The organism is Burkholderia sp. Ac-20384 (assembly GCF_017104605.1).
In the GTDB taxonomy this organism is placed as follows: domain Bacteria; phylum Pseudomonadota; class Gammaproteobacteria; order Burkholderiales; family Burkholderiaceae; genus Burkholderia; species Burkholderia lata.
The window spans coordinates 53,493-73,230 of the sequence record NZ_JAAGPE010000016.1; the positions used below are offsets into that span (position 1 = coordinate 53,493).

The window sequence follows — 19,738 nt, forward strand, 5'->3', positions numbered from 1 at the left end:
GCAGTGCTTAATCGTCTGGTCAGCCGCCTTGAAAGGCTTTTCTTCGGTCATCGCGCGATCGTGCTCGCGGCGATCGGCCTGTTCACCGTCGCGATGGCCGTGTTCGCGATGCAACTGCGCATGGACGCCGGCTTCGAGAAGCAAATGCCGATCGGCCACGAGTACATCCGCACGTTCCAGCAATACCGGAACGACCTGCTCGGCGCGAACCGGATCACCGTCGTCGTGCGCGCGAAGCATGGTTCGATCTGGACGCCGGACGGCCTGACGCGGCTGTACAAGGTCACGCAGGCCGTGACCTACCTGCCGAACGTGGACCGGATCGGCGTGCGCTCGCTGTGGACGTCGAACGCGTTCGTCAACGAGATCACCGATGAGGGCTTTCGCGCGGAGCCGATCATCTCCGGCACGATCACGCCGGATCAACTGACGCCGGCGATCGTCGAGAAGATCCGCCGCGCGACGACGCTCGGCGGCTATGTCGGCACGCTCGTGTCGCACGGCGAGGACAGCGCGATGATCACGGCCGAGCTGAACGAGCGCGACAGCGCGGGCAAGGTGCTCGACTACGTCGCGTTCAATCACCTGCTGGAGCAGAAGATCCGCCAGCCGTTCGAGGATGCCGGTTACGACGTGCAGATCATCGGCTTCGCGAAGCAGATCGGCGACATCGCCGACGGTGCGAAGGGCGTGCTCGGCTTCTGTGCGATCGCGTTGCTGCTGACCGCGCTCGCGGTGTACTGGTACTGCCATTCGGTTCGCTTCACGGTGCTGCTGATTCTCTGCTCGCTGACGTCGCTGGTCTGGCAGTTCGGCACGTTGAAGCTGCTCGGTTTCGGCCTCGACCCACTCGCGGTGCTGGTGCCGTTCCTGGTGTTCGCGATCGGCGTGTCGCACGGCGTGCAGCAGGTGAACTTCATCGTGCGCGAGATTTCGCACGGGCACAGCTCGTATGAAGCGGCGCGGCGCAGTTTCAGCGGGCTGCTGATTCCGGGCGTGCTGGCGCTGATCACCGCGTTCGTGTCGTTCATCACGCTGTTGCTGATCCCGATTCCGATGGTGCGCGAGCTGGCGATCACCGCATCGCTCGGCGTGGCGTACAAGATCGTGACGAACCTGATCCTGCTGCCGGTGGCGGCATCGTGCTTCAACTTCACGAAGCGCTATGCGGACAGCGCGCTCAAGCGCGGCGAGCGGCGCTCGGCATGGCTGCGCCCGCTGGCGCGCATCGCGCAGCCGAAGTATGCGGGCGCGACCGTTGCCCTGACGCTCGTCGTGTTCGCGCTGGCCGCGTGGCAAAGCCGCGACCGCGTGATCGGCACGTTGCAGCCCGGCGCGCCGGAGCTGCGCGCGGATGCGCGTTTCAACCGCGACGCGACGGCGATCGCCGGCAACTACGACATGGGCCTCGACTGGCTGACGGTCGCGATCGAGTCGACCGGCAAGGCCTGCGACAACCCGGCGGTCGGCCTGTACGAAGACGATTTCGCGGCCGCGATGCGCACCGAGCCGGGCGTGGTGTCGGTGCAGTCGTACTCGGGCATGCTGCGCGCGTACAACCAGGGCTACAACGAAGACTATCCGAAGATGAACGTGGTGCCGATCGACCCGGAGAACTACGGCGCGGTATCGGTCGACGTCGGCCGCGTGAAGGGCTTCATGAAGGCCGACTGCTCGATGTCGGCCGTGCACCTGTTCCTGACCGACCACAAGGCGACGACGATCAACCGGATTCTCGACGACGTGAAGCAGTACCGCGCGTCGCATCCGTTCCCCGGCATCACCGTGCGTCTCGCGGCCGGCAACGCGGGCGTGCTGGCAGCCACCAACGAGGAAGTCGCGGGCAGCGAGCTGCCGATGATGCTGTACGTGTACGGCGCGATCCTGATCCTCGTGTTCCTCGCGTACCGCGACTGGCGCGCGATGATCGCCTGCTGCGCGCCGCTGTCGGTCGCCACCTTCATCGGCTACTGGTTCATGAAGGAACTGCAGATCGGGCTGACGGTCGCGACGCTGCCGGTGATGGTGCTGGCGGTGGGGATCGGCGTCGATTACGCGTTCTACATCTACAACCGGCTGCAGGTGCATCTCGCGAGCGGGCAGACGATCGTGAAGGCGGTGCAGCACGCGCTGCTCGAAGTCGGTGTCGCGACGATCTTCACGGCGATCACGCTCGCGATCGGCGTGGCGACGTGGAGCTTCTCCGCGCTGAAGTTCCAGGCCGACATGGGCAAGCTGCTGGCGTTCATGTTCCTCGTCAACCTGCTGATGGCGATGACGGCGCTGCCCGCACTGGCCTCGGTGCTGGAGCGCCGGTTCCCGCGCCGCAAGCCGGCCCGTGCGCCGGGGCTCTTCAGCCACTGACGCCCGCCCACTTTCATGGAGATCTCCAGATGATCAAGACACTCGTTGCCTGTATCGGGCTGTGCGCCGCCGCTGCCGCGTTCGCGCAATCCCGCGGAACGGTCGCGGAATGGGCCGCGAAGCCGGCCCACGCATGGCCCGCGCCGACGCACATGATGCTGACGGACGCGACGCGTGCCGGCTCGCGGGTCGTCGCCGTCGGCGATCACGGCATCGTGGTGCTGTCCGACGACGACGGTAAGACCTGGCGGCAGGCGCGGCGCGTGCCGGTTGCCGCGACGCTGTCGGCCGTCGCGTTCGCCGATGCGCAGCACGGCTGGGCCGTGGGGCAGTGGGGGACGATACTCGCGACCGACGACGGCGGCGAAACGTGGACGACGCAGCGCCTCGACACGTCGGTCGACCAGCCGCTGTTCTCCGTGCTGTTCACGTCGCCTCAGGACGGACTCGCGGTCGGCCTGTGGTCGCTGATGCTGCAAACCCACGACGGCGGCAAGACCTGGGCGAAGGTGACGCTGCCGAAGCCGCCGGGCGGCGGCAAGGCGGACCGCAATCTCTATCACGCGTTCGGCGACCGGAAGGGCGCGCTCTACATCTCGGCGGAGCAGGGCACGGTGCTGAAGTCGACCGACGGCGGCGCGAACTGGCGCTACCTGCAGACGGGCGGCAAGGGTTCGCTGTGGACCGGCGTAGCGATGGCGGACGGCCGCGTGGTGGTGGGCGGCCTGCTCGGCAGTCTGTACCAGAGCAGCGACGGTGGCGAGACCTGGACCGCCGTCGACAGTCGCACGCGGAGTTCGATCACCGACCTGGTGGCGGCAGGCGACGGCCTGATCGGCGTCGGGCTCGATGGCCTGGTGTTGAAGCAGCCCGCGGGGGCGGCGACGGTCGAGGTCGAGCAGCGCCCGGATCGCGCGACGCTGACCGCCGCGCTGCCGGCCAGGGGCGGCACGCCGATGCTGTTCTCGCAGGACGGCGTGTTGACGTCACGCTGAGGGCGACCCGAGATGAGCGGTATCCCTGTTGGTGGCACGAAATGAAGGAGGCACACATGAGCAATATGCAGTACGGGATTCAGGATGATTCGACCGGCCAGGCAATGCGGTTCGACACGGCGCAGGCCGACCGTGCGTTGCGAACCTACCGGCCCATCGGCGGATGGATCGAGCGGCCGGACGACTTGCAGCCGCAACTGGAAGGCGACGTTCACGCGGACGTGATCGTCGTCGGCGCCGGCTTCGCGGGCCTGTCCACCGCACTGGAGCTGACCGCGCGCGGCGCCAGCGTCGTCGTGATCGAACGCGAGTTCGCGGGCTTCGGCGCGAGCGGGCGCAACGCGGGCTATCTCGCGGGCGGGCAGGGGCTCGAATACGATCTGTTCGTGAAGCGCGTGGGGCGCGAGCAGGCGAAACGGATCGTCGGCTTTTACGACGAAGGCGTCGCCTACGTCGAACGCAAGCTCGTCGAGCACGGGATCGACTGCGACTATCGTGCGTCGGGGATCATTCGCGCCGGTGTGCATCCGTCGCAGGAGAAGCGCTTGCGCGAGGACATGGAGACCGGCATCGCGCTGGGTTCGCCCGCGCAGTTTCTCGATGGCGCGGCAATGCGTGCGCGTGGCATTCCTCCGGCGTTCCTGTTCGGTTGTCACTTCCCCGGCGGCGGCACGCTCGACCCCGGCAAGTATGTGCTGGGCCTGCGACGCGCGGCCCTCGTCGCGGGCGTGCGGCTCTACGAGAACACCGCATTGCTCGACTTCGACACGAACGAAACCGTGCGGATCCGGACGGCGCGAGGCAGTGCGAGCGCGCCGGTCCTGGTGCTCGCCACCAATGCGTATACGCCGCAACTCGGCCTGCTCGGCAACAAGGTGATGCCGCTGCGCGTGTCGGCGCTCGAAACCGGGCCGCTGTCCGATGCGCAACTGGCGGCGCTGGGCTGGCCGAATCGCGAGGGCATCGTAACGCCACACTTCACGATGGAGAGCCACCGGCTCACCGCGCGCAATACGCTGTTGCTGACGACCAAGCGGCTGGATTATGTCTACGGTTCGCGGACGCCGAACGTGCCGGACGACGCAGCGTATCGCGCGCTGCTGGCGACGTTGCACGCGCGTTTCCCGCAACTGGGCAACCTGCCGGTGCGGGCATGCTGGAGCGGCTACATTTCGGTCGCCAGCGATGCGCTGCCGGTGGTCGGCGCGACAGGCGCGCACGGCAACGTGTTCTACACGGCCGGATGCTCGGGGCACGGGGTCGGCACGCAGTCGCTGATCGGGCAGGTGCTGGCCGACCGGATCAGCGGAGCGGAGTCGCCGCTGCTCGACGCGCTGACGCACCGGACACCCGCGATGCCGCCGGAGCCGCTACGCTGGTGCGCGATCAAGGCGGTGCTGGGCATGGCGAACCTGATGGACGAAAGGGTGAACCGTCACGCGCGGCGCGGATAGGGATGCGGGCCGCCCTGGACACGATGCAACGCGCGCCGGGACGGACTGCCGGAACGCCACGCTGACGACGAACACGATGACCGACACCAAAGCGCACCACGGCGGCAGAGGCCGCCGCACGCCGAACGCCGCTTCGACCGGCAGCGATCTCGACGGCTTGCGGGCCCAGGGCCTGCGCACGCGCAACACGATCGTTCGGGTCGCGCGGGAACTGCTGCTGGAGGGCGGCCCGCTGACGTTCTCGCAGCGGGCGGTCGCGGCCGGCGCCGGCATCAGCGTGAGCAACCTGCAGTATTACTTCCCGACCCGGCTGGCCGTGTTGCGGGCCGTGATCGAACCGGTCATCGAGGCGTACCTCGGCGAGCTGAAGGGCTTGATCGACAGCGATGCATCGCCGGACGACGTCATCGAACGCGTGCTGGCACGCTCGCTGCGCGACGCGAAGGATGCGCAATACGTCGCGCTGTTCCGGCATTTCCTGTCGTTCGCTGCGATCGACCCCGAATGCCTGAAGCTGTTCGACGACTGGTACGGCACGCTGACGCGCGAGGTCGCGAAGCTGTTGCGCACCGTCAATCCGGCGTTCGACGCGGCCGACAGCCTGCACGTTGCGACGCTGTTGATTGCGATGGCCGACGGCCTGACGTTGCAAACCGGAACCGCGCGATTGACGCAGCGGCTCGATGCGATGTTCATGGAGATAGCGCGTTGCCTCATCTACGACAGGCAACGCGACTAGGGAAACAACCTGCCGCCAAGGCATGCGATGGTGCAGCTCAATTCGGATCGCTGGCGATCCAGTGCAGCACTTCCAGCGCGGCCGCGACGTGCAGGCGCTGCTGCGCGAGCGGGCGGGGCAGCAACGACTCGGCGCGCTCGAGCCGGCGCAGCAGCGTGTTGCGGTGGACGTGGGTTTTCTCGGCTGCGTCGGTCACGCTGCAGCCTTCCGCGAGAAACGCGCGCAGCGCGTCGCGCAGCGACTTGTCGGCGCTGGCCAGGTTGCCGAGCGTGTTGGTCAAGAACTGCTGGAGGGATTCCATATGATTGGTCATCAGCGCGATCAGGCTCATGCTGTCCGCATGCACCACGCCGACGCCGGCGTGCAGCCTGCCGAGCAGCCGTTGTGTCGCGAGTGCGTCCAGGTGGCCGCGGCGGAATCCTTCCATGCCGCTCCCGGCGGTCGCGACAGCCATGTGCACGCCGGGCAGCGCGTTGATCGCACGCTGCAGCGAAGGCATGTCGAGCGGTTTGCCGTCGTGATACGTCCAGACCCACAGCGTGGCCGTGTTCGCGACGACGACCAGGGCATTGCGCGTGCCCGCGCATTGCGCCAGCGCATCGGCCGCCCGCTCCAGCAACCCCAGTTCGATATCCGCTTCCTCGCTCCAGACGATCGCGGCGTGATGGCGTTGCTCCAGCGTGTAACCCAGCCGCCGGCTGGCTTCCTGCGCGCCGATGGTCGTCCCTTCGACGATCTGCGTGACCAGTTCGCGGCGATCGGCGTGCGTGCCGCGCAACCGCGCTTCGCGTTCGGCGCGCATGAATTCGGCCATGCCGACCATGTTGGTGTCGATGAAGGCCGCGATCGAACGCGACGATACGGCCAGAAACTCGCGCAGCTCGACCGGGTCCTGCGTCAGCGTAAACGCGAGGTCCATCCAGCGTTGCCACACCACGCTCTGCGACGAACGGGCCGCGACGAACACGAGGTCGGTAAGGCCGCGGCGCACCAGTTCCTGCGCACTACTTAGCATGTCGGCAGAAAGAAAGCGGGACACCGGCGCGCAAGGGTTCTCCAGGTTGGCGGTGGCCCAGTGAATCAGCCCGTTGCGGTTGATTCGCCGCACGGCCGCGGCGAGCACGGGGTCGCTCATCGTGGGGCTGGTCGCGACGTTTTCCTTGTCGAGTTCCTGCAGCCATTCCGTCTGTACATTCAGTGCGATTTCGGCGCCCTGGCGCATCAGTTCCCGGATGCGTGGCGAAGGCAACGGCCAGGTCGGCAGGGCGGTGGGAGCGGGGGGCTGGGACATGATGGAGTGCTATCCAAATGAAGAGGTGCAAGTTGCACTCATTGTATTCGCATACGGTGCATTCGACACCTTGTTCGACCCGATTCGGTTGATGAAAATGACGACACATAGCGCATTTCGACGCAAACAGGAGACACGCCGTGACCGTACATACTCTTCCGTCCACTGAGCACGTGGATGTGCTCATCGTCGGCGCCGGCCTGTCCGGGATCGGCGTCGCTCGTCAACTCGAGACGGACCGTCCCGGCACGTCATACATCATCCTGGAAGCGCGCGGCGCGACTGGCGGCACGTGGGACCTGTTCCGTTATCCGGGCATCCGCTCCGACTCGGACATGCATACCTACGGTTACGGCTTCAAGCCGTGGGCGAACAAGAAGGCGATCGCCGGTGCGGACGCGATTCTGTCGTACCTGAGAGAGACGGCCACCGAATACGGGATCGACCGTCACATCCGCACGAATCACAAGGTGATCCACGCAAGCTGGTCGAGTGCGCAGGCGCTGTGGAGCGTCGACGTCGAGCGCGTCGATACGGGTGAACGCAAGACGATCCAGGCCAGGTGGTTCTTCAGCGCCGCCGGGTTCTATCACCACGACGAAGGCCATACGCCGAAGCTCGACGGGATCGAGCAGTTCTCCGGCCCGGTGGTTCACCCGCAGCACTGGCCGGAAGATCTCGACTACAGCGGCAAGCGCGTCGTGGTGATCGGCAGCGGCGCCACCGCCGTCACGCTGTTGCCGGCGATGGCCGGGAAAGCCCGGCACGTCACGATGCTGCAACGCACGCCGACCTACGTGGTGAGCCTGCCGTCGGAAGACATCATCGCCAATACGCTGCGCAAGGTGATGCCGCACGCGTGGGCGTACGCGCTCGTGCGACGCAAGAACATCGCGATCGCCCGCTTCATCTGGCACTTCTGCCGCACCCGGCCGAAGACGGCGCGACGCCTGATCCGTTTCATGACCAAGCGCCAGCTGCCGAAGGGGTATCCGGTCGACGTCCACTTCAACCCGCCGTACAACCCGTGGGACCAGCGTCTGTGCGCGGTGCCGGACGGCGATCTCTTCAAGTCGATCCGCGACGGCCATGCGTCGGTCGTGACCGACCGCATCAAGACCTTCACGGAAACGGGCATCGTGCTGGAATCCGGGCAGACGTTGCCGGCCGACATCATCGTCACGGCGACGGGGCTCAACATCCGGTTTTTCGGCGGGATCAAGCTGACGGTCGACGGCGAACCGGTGGATCTCCACAGCAAGGTGGCCTTCAAGGGGATGATGCTCAGCGGCGTGCCGAATTTCGCGTTCTCCATCGGTTATACGAATTCGTCGTGGACGCTGAAGGTCGGGCTGCTGGCCGAGCATTTCTGCCGCGTGCTTGCGCACATGGAGCGCGGCGGCCTCGCGACCTGCGTGCCTGAATTGCCCGCGGCCGACATGCCGACGCGCCCGCTGCTCGATTTCGGCGCCGGCTACGTGCAGCGCGCGATCGGCAGCCTGCCGCGTCAGGGCCCCGGTGTCCCGTGGGTCATGTCGATGGACTATCACCTCGATGTCGAAATCTTGCGGCACGGTGCGGTCGAAGACCCGTGCCTGCGCTTCCGGCGTGCGGCGGCAGCCAGCAGCACGGACCGCGTCGAGCCACGTCGCGCTGTCGGAGCCTGATCATGACGATTCACACGATGGAAGCAAGCCAGGACGCATTTTGCGACCTGCCGGGCGGCGTGCGTCTCTGCTATCGCATCTACGGGCCCGTCCACGGCGAGCCGTTGCTGCTGATCGCGGGCATGACGCTGCAATTGACCTTCTGGCCGCCGGCGCTGATCGACGCGCTGATTCAATGCGGCTATTGCGTGATCGTGTTCGACAATCGCGACGTCGGCCGCTCGTCGCGCATCCCGCGGCCGGGACCGAGCGTGCTTCGCCAATTCCTGCGCTGGCCCGTCAAGGACGGCTATGACCTGGAAGACATGGCGCAGGACACGATCGGCCTGCTCGACAGCCTGCAGTTGACGCGCGTGCACGTCGTCGGCATGTCGATGGGCGGCATGATCGGGCAGGTGCTCGCCGCGCGCTTTCCGCAGCGCGTGCTGTCGCTGACTTCCATCATCTCCACGACCGGTGCGCGCAAGGTCGGCCAGCCGGCCATGTCGAGCATGCTGATGCTGACCGCACCGCCGCCGCGCACGCGCGAAGCGGCGGTGGAGCAGTACAGCCGCATCATGGCCCACATCGGCACGCAGGCGTATCCGGCGGACGACGCCGCACGGCGCGCGTACGCGGCCCACGCGTGGGATCGCGGCCAGCAGGCGCGCGACCACGAGAGCACGACCCGCCAGATCGGCGCGATCATCAAGTCGGGAGACCGGACCGACGCAATCCGCCGGATCCAGGCACCGACGCTGGTCGTGCACGGCGATCGCGACCTGCTGGTCGCGCCGAGCGGTGGCGTCGCGACTGCTGCGGCGATCCCGGGCGCGGACATGGTCACGGTGCGCGGCATGGGGCACGACATCCCCGACGGTGTGGTGCCGCTGCTGACGAGCCTGATCGACGGCCATATCCGGCGCCGTGCGACACGCGCTGCCGCGGAACCCGTGCGCACCGGCAGGCACATTGCGTGAGTCGGGTAGCCTGCGGCACGCGACGGGCGCGTGGCATCGAGCGTGACGCCGAGACTCGGTGCTCGCGCAATCGCCAGCCAACGAGCCGACCGCAGGCGCGGGAATCGCGTGAAGACCAGCAACATTCTGCAAGACGCTCGTCGTGATGCGACGGAATCGCACGATCGACGAGCAGGAGGAGATACCATGCACCAAGGCTACCCGACTGACCTCGCGGCCCGCTTCGAGCGCCAGCGCCGCGCGTTCGCACTGGAGCCGAACCCGGCCCTGGCCACCCGGCTGGCGCGCCTCGATCGGCTGGCAGCGTGGCTCGATACGCACGAGCACGATATCGTGCGCGCGATCGATGCCGACTTTCAAGGCCGTTCCTCCCATGAGACCCGGCTGACGGAGGTATTCATCGTGCGCGCCGGCATCCGGCACGTGCGCCGGCACCTTAAGCACTGGATGCGGGCGCGCCGCGTGCCGACCGCGCTGCATTTCCGTCCCGGCCACAACCGGCTCATGCCGCAACCGCTGGGCGTAGTCGGGATCATTTCGCCGTGGAACTACCCGCTGCAGCTGTCGCTCGGGCCGGCACTCGCGGCGCTCGCTGCGGGCAATCGCGTGCTGATCAAGCCGTCCGAGCTCACGCCCGCGCTGTCCGACCTGCTCGTGTCGATGGCGCGCGAGACCTTTGCGCCGGACGAACTGGATGTCGTCGTGGGCGACGTCGAACTCGGCAAGGCGTTTGCCGGCCTGCCGTTCGATCATCTTTTCTTCACCGGCTCGACCCAGGTGGGGCGTGTCGTCGCACAGGCGGCCGCGGCCAACCTGACGCCCGTGACGCTGGAGCTCGGTGGCAAATCGCCGGCGATCCTCGATACGTCATGCAACGTCGCGGTGGTTGCGCAGCGCATCGCGTTCGGCAAGCTGCTGAACGCGGGCCAGACCTGCGTCGCGCCCGATTACCTGCTGGTACCCACCGGAACGGCCGACAGCGTCGCGTCGCAGCTGACGCGCGCCGTCGCCCGCCTGTATCCGACGCTCGCGGCCAATCCCGACTACACGGCCATCATCAGCGAACGCCATCGCGCGCGCCTCGCGGACATGGTCGACGAAGCGCGTCGCGCAGGCGCGCGCATCCTCGAAGTCAACCCGGCCGGCGAAACGTTCGGCACGTCGTCGCGCAAGTTCGCGCCCACGATCGTGATCGGCGCGCCGGCCGACACGCGGCTGATGAACGAAGAGATCTTCGGCCCCGTCCTGCCGATCGTCGAATACGCGAACCTGGACGATGCGCTGGCCTACGTCCAGGGCCGCGCACGTCCGCTGGCGTTGTACTGGTTCGGCGAAGATGCGTCGCGCCGCGATCGCGTGCTGCGCGAGACGGTGTCCGGCGGCGTGACGATCAACGACTGCCTGTGGCATCTGGTGCAGGAAAACCAGCCGTTCGGCGGCGTCGGGCAGAGCGGCATGGGCGCCTATCACGGCCAGTGGGGCTTCGATACCTTCAGCAAGCTCAAGCCGGTGTTTCACCAGACCCGCTGGAACGGCGCCGTGCTGTTTCATCCGCCGTACGGCCGCGTCTTCGACCTGTTGCTGCGCACGTTGTCGCGACTCGCGTGACTTCCGAATCCTGTATCGAGAGAAATGCCATGAATCATCAGTTCGACTACATCGTCGTGGGCGGCGGCTCGGGCGGCAGCGTGGTAGCGGGGCGCCTGACCGAAGATCCTGACGTCAGCGTCTGTCTGCTGGAAGCGGGGGGCAGCGGCGACGGCGCGGTCATCAACATACCGGCGGGCATGGTCGCGATGCTGCCGACCCGCCTCAACAACTGGGCGTTCAAGACAGTGCCGCAGCGCGGGCTCGACGGGCGAGTCGGCTACCAGCCGCGCGGCAAGGCACTGGGCGGTTCGTCCGCGATCAACGCGATGGTCTACATTCGCGGCCATCGCAGCGACTACGACACATGGGCCGCGCTCGGCAATCCCGGCTGGTCGTACGACGAAGTGCTGCCGTACTTCCGCCTGAGCGAGCACAACGAACGCATCGACGACGCGTGGCACGGCCAGGGCGGCCCGCTGTGGGTCAGCGACCTGCGCTCCGATAACCCGTTCCAGGCGCGCTTCCTGGCGGCGGCGCGCCAGGCCGGCCTGCCGCTGACGGACGATTTCAACGGTGCGCAGCAGGAAGGCGCCGGCATCTACCAGGTCACGCAGAAACAGGGCGAACGGTGGAGCGCGGCGCGCGGCTACCTGTTCCCGCATCTCGGCAAACGCGCCAATCTCACCGTCGAAACGCACGCGCAGGTCCGGCGCATCCTGTTCGAGGGCAAGCTTGCAGTGGGCGTGGAAGTGCTGCAGAACGGCACGCTGAAGACGTTCCGCGCCCGGCGCGAAGTGGTGCTGGCGGCGGGGGCGCTGCAAACGCCGCAACTGCTGATGCTGTCCGGCGTCGGCCCGTCGGACGAGCTGGCGCGCGTCGGTATCGACACGCTGCACCACCTGCCCGGCGTGGGCCGCAACCTGCAGGATCACCCCGACTTCATTCTCAGCTACCGCGCGCGCAGCCTCGACACGATGGGCGTCTCGGTGGGCGGCAGTCTGCGGATGCTGCGCGAGATCATGCGCTTTCGCCGTGAGCGGCGCGGCATGCTGACGTCGAATTTCGCGGAAGGCGGCGCGTTCCTGAAGACGCAACCGGGCCTCGATGTGCCCGATATCCAGCTGCATTTCCTGGTCGCGCTGGTCGACGACCACGCGCGGCGCATGCACCTCGGCCACGGGCTGTCCTGCCACGTGTGCCTGCTGCGTCCGCGCAGCCGCGGCTCGGTCGCGCTGCGCAGCCGCGACCCGGCCGACGCGCCGCTGATCGATCCCGCGTTCCTCGACGATCCGCGCGACCTGGAGGACATGGTGGCGGGCTTCAAGATCACGCGCGGCCTCATGGAGGCGCCGGCGCTCGCGGAGTGGACCACGAAGGACATGTTCACGCGCGACGTGCACAGCGACGACGAAATCCGCGCGGTGCTGCGCAAGCGCACGGACACCGTCTATCACCCGGTCGGCACCTGCCGGATGGGACCGGACGCGATGGCCGTGGTCGATCCGCAGTTGCGCGTGCATGGCCTCGACGGGCTGCGCATCGTCGATGCATCGGTGATGCCGACGCTGATCGGCGGCAACACCAACGCGCCCACCATCATGATCGCGGAGAAGGCGGTCGACCTGATGCGCGGCGTCAGCCGCGTGGCGTCCGCGGCGCACGCGACAGCGGCGGAAACGCACCGGTTTACGGCGTCGGGCATCGAGACCGGTCGATAGGGTGCAAGTCCGACTTTTTTCTGCGTCGGACCTTCACGCTGCCAAACGAATGCGTGCATGCAACCCAGGGACGACGAGTCCCGCCGATGCCCTTTATCACCCGCAGTTTTGACGAAGAGTTGCCGAACCATGTCTGCCATCCGATCGCCATTCTGGCCCGCGCACCTGGCCACGCGTCAGGCCCCGCCCGCAACGCACCTGTTCCGTCACGCGGAAGCCGCGGCGGCGCGCCATCCCGACAAGCCGTTCATCCTGTTCTACGACACGCCCGTCTCGTTCGCGCGCTTCCAGCACGAAGCCGAGCAGGTAGCGGGTTTCCTGCAGCAGCGTTGCGGCGTGAAGGCGGGCGACCGCGTGCTCCTGTACATGCAGAACAGCCCGCAATGGATGATTGCGTACTACGGCATCCTGCGTGCGAACGCGGTGGTCGTGCCGGTCAATCCGATGAACATGACCGACGAACTGGCGCACTACATCGAGGACAGCGGCGCGAGCACGGTGTTCGTCGCGCAGGACCTGTATCCGCGCATCGCGCCGCTCGTGGGCGGTGCGGGTGGCCTCGCGCATGTCGTCGTGGCGACGTATGGCGACTACGTGGCGCAGCCTTCGGCCGTCGCGTTGCCCGATTTCGTGGCCGCGCCGCGCCATGTCGACGGGCCCGGCGTGGCCCACTGGCGCGATGTGCTTGCCGAACAGCTGGCACCGGGCGCGCTGACGGCGGGCCCCGACGACATGTGCGTGATGCCCTATACGTCCGGCACGACGGGCAAGCCGAAAGGTTGCGTGCACACGCATCGCAGCGTCACGTGCACGGCGGCCGGCTTCGTCGACTGGTTCGACGATCCCGAAGACGCGATCCACCTGGCGGTGCTGCCGCTGTTCCATGTCACCGGCATGCAGGGCGGGCTGAACGGCCCGCTGGTTCGCGGTTCGACCGTGGTGGTGCTGCCGCGCTGGGATCGCGATGCGGCGGGCCGCGCGATCGGCCGCAATCGTGTCACCGTGTGGCAGTCGATCTCGACGATGATGGTGGATTTCCTGTCGAACCCGAACCTGCACGAATACGACCTGTCGAGCCTGCGCTCGATGCGCGGCGGCGGCGCGGCGATGCCGGACGCGATCGCCCGCAAGCTCAAGGACACGGTCGGGCTCGATTACGTCGAAGGCTACGGGATGTCGGAAACGATCGCCGCGACGCACATCAATCCGCCGGCGCGCCCCAAGCCGCAATGCCTCGGCATGCCGGTGTTCGACGTCGATGCGCGGATCGTCGATCCGGTCACGTTCCAGCCCGTGCCGCAAGGCGAGGTGGGCGAGATCGTCGTGCACGCGCCGCAACTGATGCAAGGGTACTGGCGCAATCCGGAGGCCACGAGGCAGACGTTCGTCGAAATCGACGGCAAGCGCTTCCTGCGCACCGGCGATCTCGGGCGCATCGACGCGGACGGCTACTTCTTCATGGCCGACCGGTTGAAGCGGATGATCAACGCGTCGGGCTACAAGGTGTGGCCGGCCGAAGTCGAGACGATGATGTACCGCCATCCGGCGATCAAGGAAGTGTGCGTGATTGGCACGCGCAGCGCGCATCGCGGCGAGACGGTCAAGGCCTTCGTCGTGCTGGATCCGGCGTACCCCGGCGGCGTGACGCCCGACGACGTGGTCGCCTGGGCGCGCGATCATATGGCCTCCTACAAGGTTCCGCGCGTCGTCGAATTCGTCGAGTCGCTGCCGAAGTCCGGGTCGGGAAAGATCATGTGGCGCGAGTTGCAGGAAAGGGAGGAGGCGGCTGCCGCCGCTCGAGGAAACGCAGTGGCATGACGCGCGTGCGATGCGTCACGCCGGGTTGGGTTACACGGGCTGCATGCGTCGCGCGATCGGGTTGGTCACTTCTTATCGAATGGTTCTCCACGCGGGAACCGGGCATGGTGTGCGGAGAAAGAGAATGAGGAACGATTCATACAAGGTCATGCGCTTCACGGCGTGGAGCGCGATCGTCGGCGGCCTGCTGGCCTACGCGAACGTGGGGCTGGTGTCGATGGTGGCCGGCACGGATACCGGCATGTTGCTGCACGGCGCGACGATGCTGAGCCTGCCCGCCGAAACGCGCGACCTGTTTCGCTTGTCGATGCTGGCCGACGTGTTCGGGTTCTATCTCGCGGTGCTCGTGATCGGCGGGTACTTCGTGCATACCTTCAAGGATGAACTCGGCGCGCTCGGCACCATGATCGCGTTCGGGATCGGCGCGTACGCGGTGCTCGGCATCACCGGTGCAGCACTCCAGCTGTCGGTGCTCGATCCGCTGGCGCACATGTATGCGGGCGGCGACGACGCAACGCGGGCCGCCGCGGCCGCGGCGTGGGCGACCGTCGCCAACGGCACGCAAAGAGGTCTGTGGTGGGCCGAAGGCCCGCTGGTGTTCTTCTGGGCGCCGATCGTCGCCAATCATCTGAGGAAGGCCGGCTGGCACGGGTCGTTCCTGCTGAAGATCGTTGCGTGGTTTTTCGCGATCATCTTCGTCTCCGGATTCTTTCCGGAGTTCGAGGCCGTGACGGGGGCGGGCGAGATCGTCGTCGTGCTTCTGCTGCCGTTGTGGATGCTGGGGTTCGGCTGGCAGTTGCTGCGTCGTGCCGGCCGGCATGTGAAAGCGGGGGCGATGGTTGCCGGGTAAGAGCGCGACAGGAGCGATGCCGGAGGGGCGTGGCCACGCATCATCGGAAGGGGCGCGACGTCACACGGCGTGTACGCCCCCTCGCGTCGAAACCACCCGCTCCCATAACCGGCTCCCTTCACGCACTCCCATGAACGGCTCCCATCGGCGATTCCGAAGGCGGAAATCGCCGATGCAGGCAGCCGGCGAACCCCGAAGCCGGCCTGTCAGGCCGTGACCAAGGCGGCCTCGCCGCGCACCTTCGCCGCCCGCAGATGCCGATCACGATCGGCCAGCCAGTCTTTCCGCTCACCGCGCCAACCCACCGCATGAATCCGATCCATCTGGCGAGCGGCAACGGTCGCCGCGCAGGCGAGGCCGGAGAGGGGGATATCGAGCAGGCGCCAGTGGCCGGCATGCGGCGTATCGACCTCGCGGAATGCCCCCGCAAGCGGCGCCAGCGAATCGAGCGTCGCGCCGTGTCCGCTTCCGCACGCATTCGAGATGCTGTCCAGCCGAAGCTGATCGCGCGATACCGGATCGGCGAGCGCGCTGGTCTGCGCCATGCCCAGCCCGATCGGGCCACGGGCGATCGCGATGACGATCCAGATCCCGGCATGGCCGACCACGACGTCGAGCCCGTCCAGCAAGTCGCAGCCCGCGACCGCGATATGGTCGGCATCGCGGTCGATCAGCGTCAGCTCGTCGGCCGCGCGGCCGGCCAGCGTCCCCAGGATCACGCGCAGCGCCGACCGGCCGATCGCGAAGCGGCGGCCGTGCACGCGGTTCGGATGCGTGCGGGCACGCCGCAGCTCCGTCTTCGACAGGTAGAGATGGCCGCGCTCGCTGGTGACGAGCTGCCATTCGCCGCGCAGTCGCCACAACAGGATTTCGCCGGGATCGGGAAGCCGCGACGGACATGACGCAAGCGTGTGCGAGCCCGTGATCGTCAGGGTGGGGTAGCGCATGCCGGCCCTCGTGTCGGTGGTGAATGCAACCTGGCGTGACGCACCGGCCGCGTCATGCCTGTTGTCCGGCCTGTCGCGCATCATTCCCCGAAGGCTGCCGCGTGAGCCGCGCGGCGAGCGAGACGGCTTGACCGAACGACGCCACCGCATGATGCGGAATCCCGAATGCCTTGACGGCGACTTCGCCCTGCGCGGCCACTTCCGCGCGACGGTCGGGATCGGGCTCGACGCTGACGAGCGCCTTGCAGACGGCGCCCAGCGCCTCCTTGTTCTGCTTGAGCCAGACCGCGCGATGCTTGCGGTCGTCGTGGCGCTCGTCGGTATCGAGCTCGACGTAGACGATCACGAACGGCTCGCCGTGGCGCATCAGCGTATCGATCTCGCCTTCCCAGCGGGGCGCGTAGCCCGGCGTCGCGTGTTCGGCGCGAAACACGCAGACCGGAAAGAGCTGGATGTCGTGTAACGCGAAATCATTCGGATTGAGAGCGGGCATCGAAATTTCTCCGGTGGATGAGCGACGCCGAAGCGTCGGGGCGGTCGTAGGGCGGCCTTCAAGGCGCGCTCGCTCGCGATGCGCCGGTCTGCGCGAGCGGCGGCGCGTCGCGCCAGCCGACGCCGAGCGACTTGTAGAGCGCGATCGCGCCTTGCACCTGCGCGAGCCGGCTGAGGGCAAGCGCATCGCGGGCGCGGTACGTCGCGCGCTGTGCGGTGAGCACCGACAGGTATTCGCCGAGGCCGTTGCGGTACAGCCGCGTCGCACGCGACTGCGCATCCTGGCTGCTGTCGACCGCCGCGGCGAGCATGGCCTGCTGGTCGCGCGCGGCGCCGATCGCTACCAACGCGTCCTCGACATCGCGAAACGCGCTGCGAATGCGCTGCTCGTATGCCAGACGGGCGGCCTCGGCCGCCGCGCGTGCGGCGTCGACGCCGGCTTTCGCACGGCCGCCGTCGTACAGCGTCTGCGTGCCGTCGAGCGCGACCGACCACGCGACGCTCGCGCCCGAGAACAGGTCCTGCACGAGGCTTGCCGTCGTGCCGAGGCTCAGCGGAATCGCGAAATGCGGAAACTGCTCGGCGCGCGCGACGCCGATCTGCGCGGTCGCGGCGGCAAGCCGCCGTTCGGCGGCGCGGATGTCGGGACGCTCGCGGATCACGTCCGACGGCAGCGTGACCGGCAGGGCGGGCGCGACCGGCAATGTCGCGCCGGGCGCGCTCAGCGTGTCGCGCAGCGTTTCCGGAAAACCGCCGACGAGCACGCCGATCGCATGGGCGAGCCGCGCGACGTCCTGATGCAGCGGCGGCAACGTCGCCTGCGCGAGCTGCAGCTCGGCACGCGCCTGCGCAACCGCGAACGACGTGCCGAGGCCGCGCCGGTTCGATTGCTCGGTCAGCCGCCGCGTGGCGTCGAGGCTCGCGACGTTGTCCGTCGCGATCCGCAGCCGCTCCTGGGTCGCGCGCAACGCCGCGTAGTCCGACGCGAGCTCGGCCAGCAGGCTCACGAGGATCGCGTGGCGATCGTCGTCGAGCGCATCGATCTGCGCATCGGCCGATTCGACCGCACGTCGCGTGCCGCCGAACAGGTCGAGTTCCCACGACGCATCGAAGCCGAGCCGGTAGGTGCGCGACTGGCCGATGCCTGGGGGCCAGTCGAGCGCCCGTGACGAGCGCAACGCATCGGCATTTCCGCCGGCGGTGACGGTCGGGCCGAGGCGGCTCGCGATCTGGTCGCGTTCTGCACGCGCCTGCAGCAGCCGCTGGCGCGCGATCGCGAGATCCTGGTTGTGCGCGATCGCCTGTTCGACCAACGCATCGAGCTGCGTGTCGCCGAACGTACGCCACCAGTTCTGTAACTGCGCGGGATCGGTGGTCACCGTGTCGCGCGGTGCGCTCCAGCCGGGTGGATGCGCGGGCTGCGGCGCCACGTAATCGGGGCCGACCGTCGTGCAGGCAGCCAGCGCGCACGTGCACGCCGCGGTGAGGCCACGCATGTAGCGCATCGCGCGCAAAGGAGGAAACCGGAATCGCATCGTCGCCACCTTCACATCCACGCGTGCAGCCACGACGCGAGCCGCCCGCGCGGCGTGCGCTCGTGCCCGCGTTCGCCGACTTCGACGCTGCACGTCATGCCTGCCGCCAGCAGCACGCCGGCCGGTACGCGGTCGATTTCGATGCGGACCGGAATGCGCTGCGCGAGCCGCACCCAGCTGAAGGTCGGGTTGACGGCCGGCAGGCCGAGCTCGTCGAGCGTGCCGTTCTCGTCCGCGATGCCGCGGCCGATGCTCGTCACGTGCCCGCTCAGCAGCGGATCGAAGCCCATCAGCCGGATCGTTGCGGGCGCACCCGTCGCGATGCGGCGCAGCTTGGTTTCCTCGAAATAGCCGGTGATCCAGAAGCTGTGCGCGTCGAGCACCGAGATCCCGGGCTTGCCTTCGACCGCGTAGTCGCCGTGACGCAGGCGCAGCTGCGTCACGTAGCCGTCGACCGGTGAGCGCAGCGTCGTGCGTTCGAGGTCGAGCTTCGCGACGTCGAGCGCGGCCAGCGCCTTGCGGTGCTCGGCCTGCGCGATCGACACGGCGCGGCTCGAGCGCTGGATGTCCTCGCGCGGCACGAGATCGTCGAGGCCGGTGCGCCGCTGCGCTTCGTCGCGCTTCTGGCGCATCGACTCGGCGGTCGCGGCGACCTGCGCTTCCGCCTGTTCCACCGCCAGCGTGAAGCGCTGCGGATCGATCCGGTACAGTACGTCGCCTTTCGCGACGCGCTGGTTGTCGACCACCGCGACTTCGACGACGGTGCCCGACACTTCGGGCGCGATGCGCACGACGTGCGCGCTGACGCGCGCGTCACGGGTCCACGGCGCGAGGACATACGCATGCCAGAGCGCGGCGACCAGCACGATCGCGACGGCCACCGTGGCGAGCGTCAGCAGGGAGCGGGTGAGGGGTTTGAGCGACATGACGCGATACGTTCCGACGGGAGGCTAGAAGTAGAGGATCAGCGTGGCGACCAGCACGAGCGAAATCGCGAACTCGAACAGCGCTGGATGCCACACGCGGCGCAACACGCCGAGCCGGGCGAGCAGCGCGCGCACGGCCATGTAGATCGGCACCGTTGCGCACGCATAGACGAAGAATGGCGGCAGGTAGATGCCGGCCAGCGGGAATTCACTGAGCATCGCGGGCGCGCTCCGGAACGGCGGTGAAATAGGCGGCGTACGTATGCAGCAGCACATGGACGTCGGCGAACGCGGCCATCAGCCACTTCAGTTCGGTATTGCCCGGCTGCGCGGCGGCGAGGCCGGCAAGCGCGTGCGCGGCACGTCGTGCATGCCGGGCCGCGCGCGCGGGGG

General features: G+C 67.8%; 17 protein-coding genes. 10 read left to right on the plus strand and 7 right to left on the minus strand.

What is annotated here, in order from left to right:
- Positions 1-3 precede the first annotated feature (3 nt).
- From G3O00_RS05150 to G3O00_RS05165, 4 genes are all read left to right on the plus strand, one after another.
- Positions 4-2,364 carry an efflux RND transporter permease subunit gene (locus G3O00_RS05150; protein ID WP_206142292.1) on the plus strand — a complete coding sequence of 787 codons (2,361 nt, stop codon included), beginning with the start codon at positions 4-6 and terminating at the stop codon, positions 2,362-2,364.
- 29 nt (positions 2,365-2,393) lie between these two features.
- A complete protein-coding gene (locus G3O00_RS05155) occupies positions 2,394-3,359 on the plus strand; it encodes a YCF48-related protein (RefSeq protein ID WP_206142293.1) in 966 nt (321 codons plus the stop codon).
- 104 nt (positions 3,360-3,463) lie between these two features.
- Positions 3,464-4,813: an FAD-dependent oxidoreductase gene (locus G3O00_RS05160; RefSeq protein ID WP_174933143.1), complete on the plus strand. Its 1,350-nt coding sequence runs from the start codon at positions 3,464-3,466 to the stop codon at positions 4,811-4,813.
- Between the two features lie 76 nt (positions 4,814-4,889).
- Entirely contained in the window at positions 4,890-5,552 is a 663-nt protein-coding gene (locus G3O00_RS05165; protein WP_206142294.1) for a TetR/AcrR family transcriptional regulator, read from the plus strand.
- Positions 5,553-5,589: 37 nt separating this feature from the next.
- On the opposite strand, the gene G3O00_RS05170 is transcribed toward G3O00_RS05165, so the two are convergent.
- The gene (locus G3O00_RS05170) at positions 5,590-6,843 is read right to left on the minus strand and encodes a helix-turn-helix domain-containing protein (protein WP_206142295.1); all 1,254 of its coding nucleotides are present in this window, start codon (positions 6,841-6,843) and stop codon (positions 5,590-5,592) included.
- A 140-nt stretch (positions 6,844-6,983) separates the two neighbouring features.
- Here G3O00_RS05170 and G3O00_RS05175 point away from each other — a divergent pair, with 140 nt between their 5' ends.
- From G3O00_RS05175 to G3O00_RS05200, 6 genes are all read left to right on the plus strand, one after another.
- Positions 6,984-8,510 (plus strand): NAD(P)/FAD-dependent oxidoreductase, encoded by a 1,527-nt coding sequence (locus G3O00_RS05175; protein ID WP_206142296.1) that lies wholly within the window; start codon positions 6,984-6,986, stop codon positions 8,508-8,510.
- A 2-nt stretch (positions 8,511-8,512) separates the two neighbouring features.
- Positions 8,513-9,469: an alpha/beta hydrolase gene (locus G3O00_RS05180; RefSeq protein ID WP_206142297.1), complete on the plus strand. Its 957-nt coding sequence runs from the start codon at positions 8,513-8,515 to the stop codon at positions 9,467-9,469.
- Between the two features lie 186 nt (positions 9,470-9,655).
- A complete protein-coding gene (locus G3O00_RS05185) occupies positions 9,656-11,077 on the plus strand; it encodes a coniferyl aldehyde dehydrogenase (RefSeq protein WP_206142298.1) in 1,422 nt (473 codons plus the stop codon).
- A 29-nt stretch (positions 11,078-11,106) separates the two neighbouring features.
- Positions 11,107-12,777, plus strand: a complete 1,671-nt coding sequence (locus G3O00_RS05190) for a choline dehydrogenase (RefSeq protein ID WP_206142299.1) — start codon at positions 11,107-11,109, stop codon at positions 12,775-12,777.
- Between the two features lie 129 nt (positions 12,778-12,906).
- Positions 12,907-14,595, plus strand: a complete 1,689-nt coding sequence (locus tag G3O00_RS05195) for a long-chain fatty acid--CoA ligase (protein ID WP_206142300.1) — start codon at positions 12,907-12,909, stop codon at positions 14,593-14,595.
- Positions 14,596-14,719: 124 nt separating this feature from the next.
- Positions 14,720-15,445 (plus strand): hypothetical protein, encoded by a 726-nt coding sequence (locus tag G3O00_RS05200; protein ID WP_241024959.1) that lies wholly within the window; start codon positions 14,720-14,722, stop codon positions 15,443-15,445.
- A 206-nt stretch (positions 15,446-15,651) separates the two neighbouring features.
- Here G3O00_RS05200 and G3O00_RS05205 read toward each other — a convergent pair whose 3' ends face one another.
- The 6 genes from G3O00_RS05205 to G3O00_RS05230 all read right to left on the minus strand — a co-directional run.
- The gene (locus G3O00_RS05205; protein ID WP_206142302.1) at positions 15,652-16,392 is read right to left on the minus strand and encodes a hypothetical protein; all 741 of its coding nucleotides are present in this window, start codon (positions 16,390-16,392) and stop codon (positions 15,652-15,654) included.
- Between the two features lie 52 nt (positions 16,393-16,444).
- Positions 16,445-16,885, minus strand: a complete 441-nt coding sequence (locus tag G3O00_RS05210) for a hypothetical protein (RefSeq protein WP_206142303.1) — start codon at positions 16,883-16,885, stop codon at positions 16,445-16,447.
- 58 nt (positions 16,886-16,943) lie between these two features.
- Complete coding sequence (locus G3O00_RS05215; RefSeq protein ID WP_241024960.1) at positions 16,944-18,380, minus strand: efflux transporter outer membrane subunit; 1,437 nt, start codon at positions 18,378-18,380, stop codon at positions 16,944-16,946.
- Between the two features lie 50 nt (positions 18,381-18,430).
- Positions 18,431-19,345, minus strand: a complete 915-nt coding sequence (locus G3O00_RS05220) for an HlyD family secretion protein (RefSeq protein ID WP_206142304.1) — start codon at positions 19,343-19,345, stop codon at positions 18,431-18,433.
- Between the two features lie 24 nt (positions 19,346-19,369).
- On the minus strand, positions 19,370-19,564 hold the full coding sequence (locus G3O00_RS05225; RefSeq protein WP_011349545.1) for a DUF1656 domain-containing protein: 195 nt from the start codon (positions 19,562-19,564) through the stop codon (positions 19,370-19,372).
- On the minus strand, positions 19,554-19,738 hold a 185-nt coding region (locus G3O00_RS05230; protein ID WP_206142305.1), incomplete at its 5' end, for a hypothetical protein. The genes G3O00_RS05225 and G3O00_RS05230, both read right to left, overlap by 11 nt.

Excerpts from the sequence above, each read along its gene's own strand:
- G3O00_RS05215 (WP_241024960.1), bottom strand. The coding sequence starts at position 18,380 with ATGCGTGGCCTCACCGCGGCGTGCACGTGCGCGCTGGCTGCCTGCACG.
- G3O00_RS05205 (WP_206142302.1), bottom strand. The coding sequence starts at position 16,392 with ATGCGCTACCCCACCCTGACGATCACGGGCTCGCACACGCTTGCGTCA.
- G3O00_RS05170 (WP_206142295.1), bottom strand. The coding sequence starts at position 6,843 with ATGTCCCAGCCCCCCGCTCCCACCGCCCTGCCGACCTGGCCGTTGCCT.
- G3O00_RS05210 (WP_206142303.1), bottom strand. The coding sequence starts at position 16,885 with ATGCCCGCTCTCAATCCGAATGATTTCGCGTTACACGACATCCAGCTC.
- G3O00_RS05155 (WP_206142293.1), top strand. The coding sequence starts at position 2,394 with ATGATCAAGACACTCGTTGCCTGTATCGGGCTGTGCGCCGCCGCTGCC.
- G3O00_RS05225 (WP_011349545.1), bottom strand. The coding sequence starts at position 19,564 with ATGCTCAGTGAATTCCCGCTGGCCGGCATCTACCTGCCGCCATTCTTC.
- G3O00_RS05195 (WP_206142300.1), top strand. The coding sequence starts at position 12,907 with ATGTCTGCCATCCGATCGCCATTCTGGCCCGCGCACCTGGCCACGCGT.
- G3O00_RS05180 (WP_206142297.1), top strand. The coding sequence starts at position 8,513 with ATGACGATTCACACGATGGAAGCAAGCCAGGACGCATTTTGCGACCTG.
- G3O00_RS05160 (WP_174933143.1), top strand. The coding sequence starts at position 3,464 with ATGCGGTTCGACACGGCGCAGGCCGACCGTGCGTTGCGAACCTACCGG.
- G3O00_RS05185 (WP_206142298.1), top strand. The coding sequence starts at position 9,656 with ATGCACCAAGGCTACCCGACTGACCTCGCGGCCCGCTTCGAGCGCCAG.
- G3O00_RS05190 (WP_206142299.1), top strand. The coding sequence starts at position 11,107 with ATGAATCATCAGTTCGACTACATCGTCGTGGGCGGCGGCTCGGGCGGC.
- G3O00_RS05220 (WP_206142304.1), bottom strand. The coding sequence starts at position 19,345 with ATGTCGCTCAAACCCCTCACCCGCTCCCTGCTGACGCTCGCCACGGTG.
- G3O00_RS05200 (WP_241024959.1), top strand. The coding sequence starts at position 14,720 with ATGAGGAACGATTCATACAAGGTCATGCGCTTCACGGCGTGGAGCGCG.
- G3O00_RS05165 (WP_206142294.1), top strand. The coding sequence starts at position 4,890 with ATGACCGACACCAAAGCGCACCACGGCGGCAGAGGCCGCCGCACGCCG.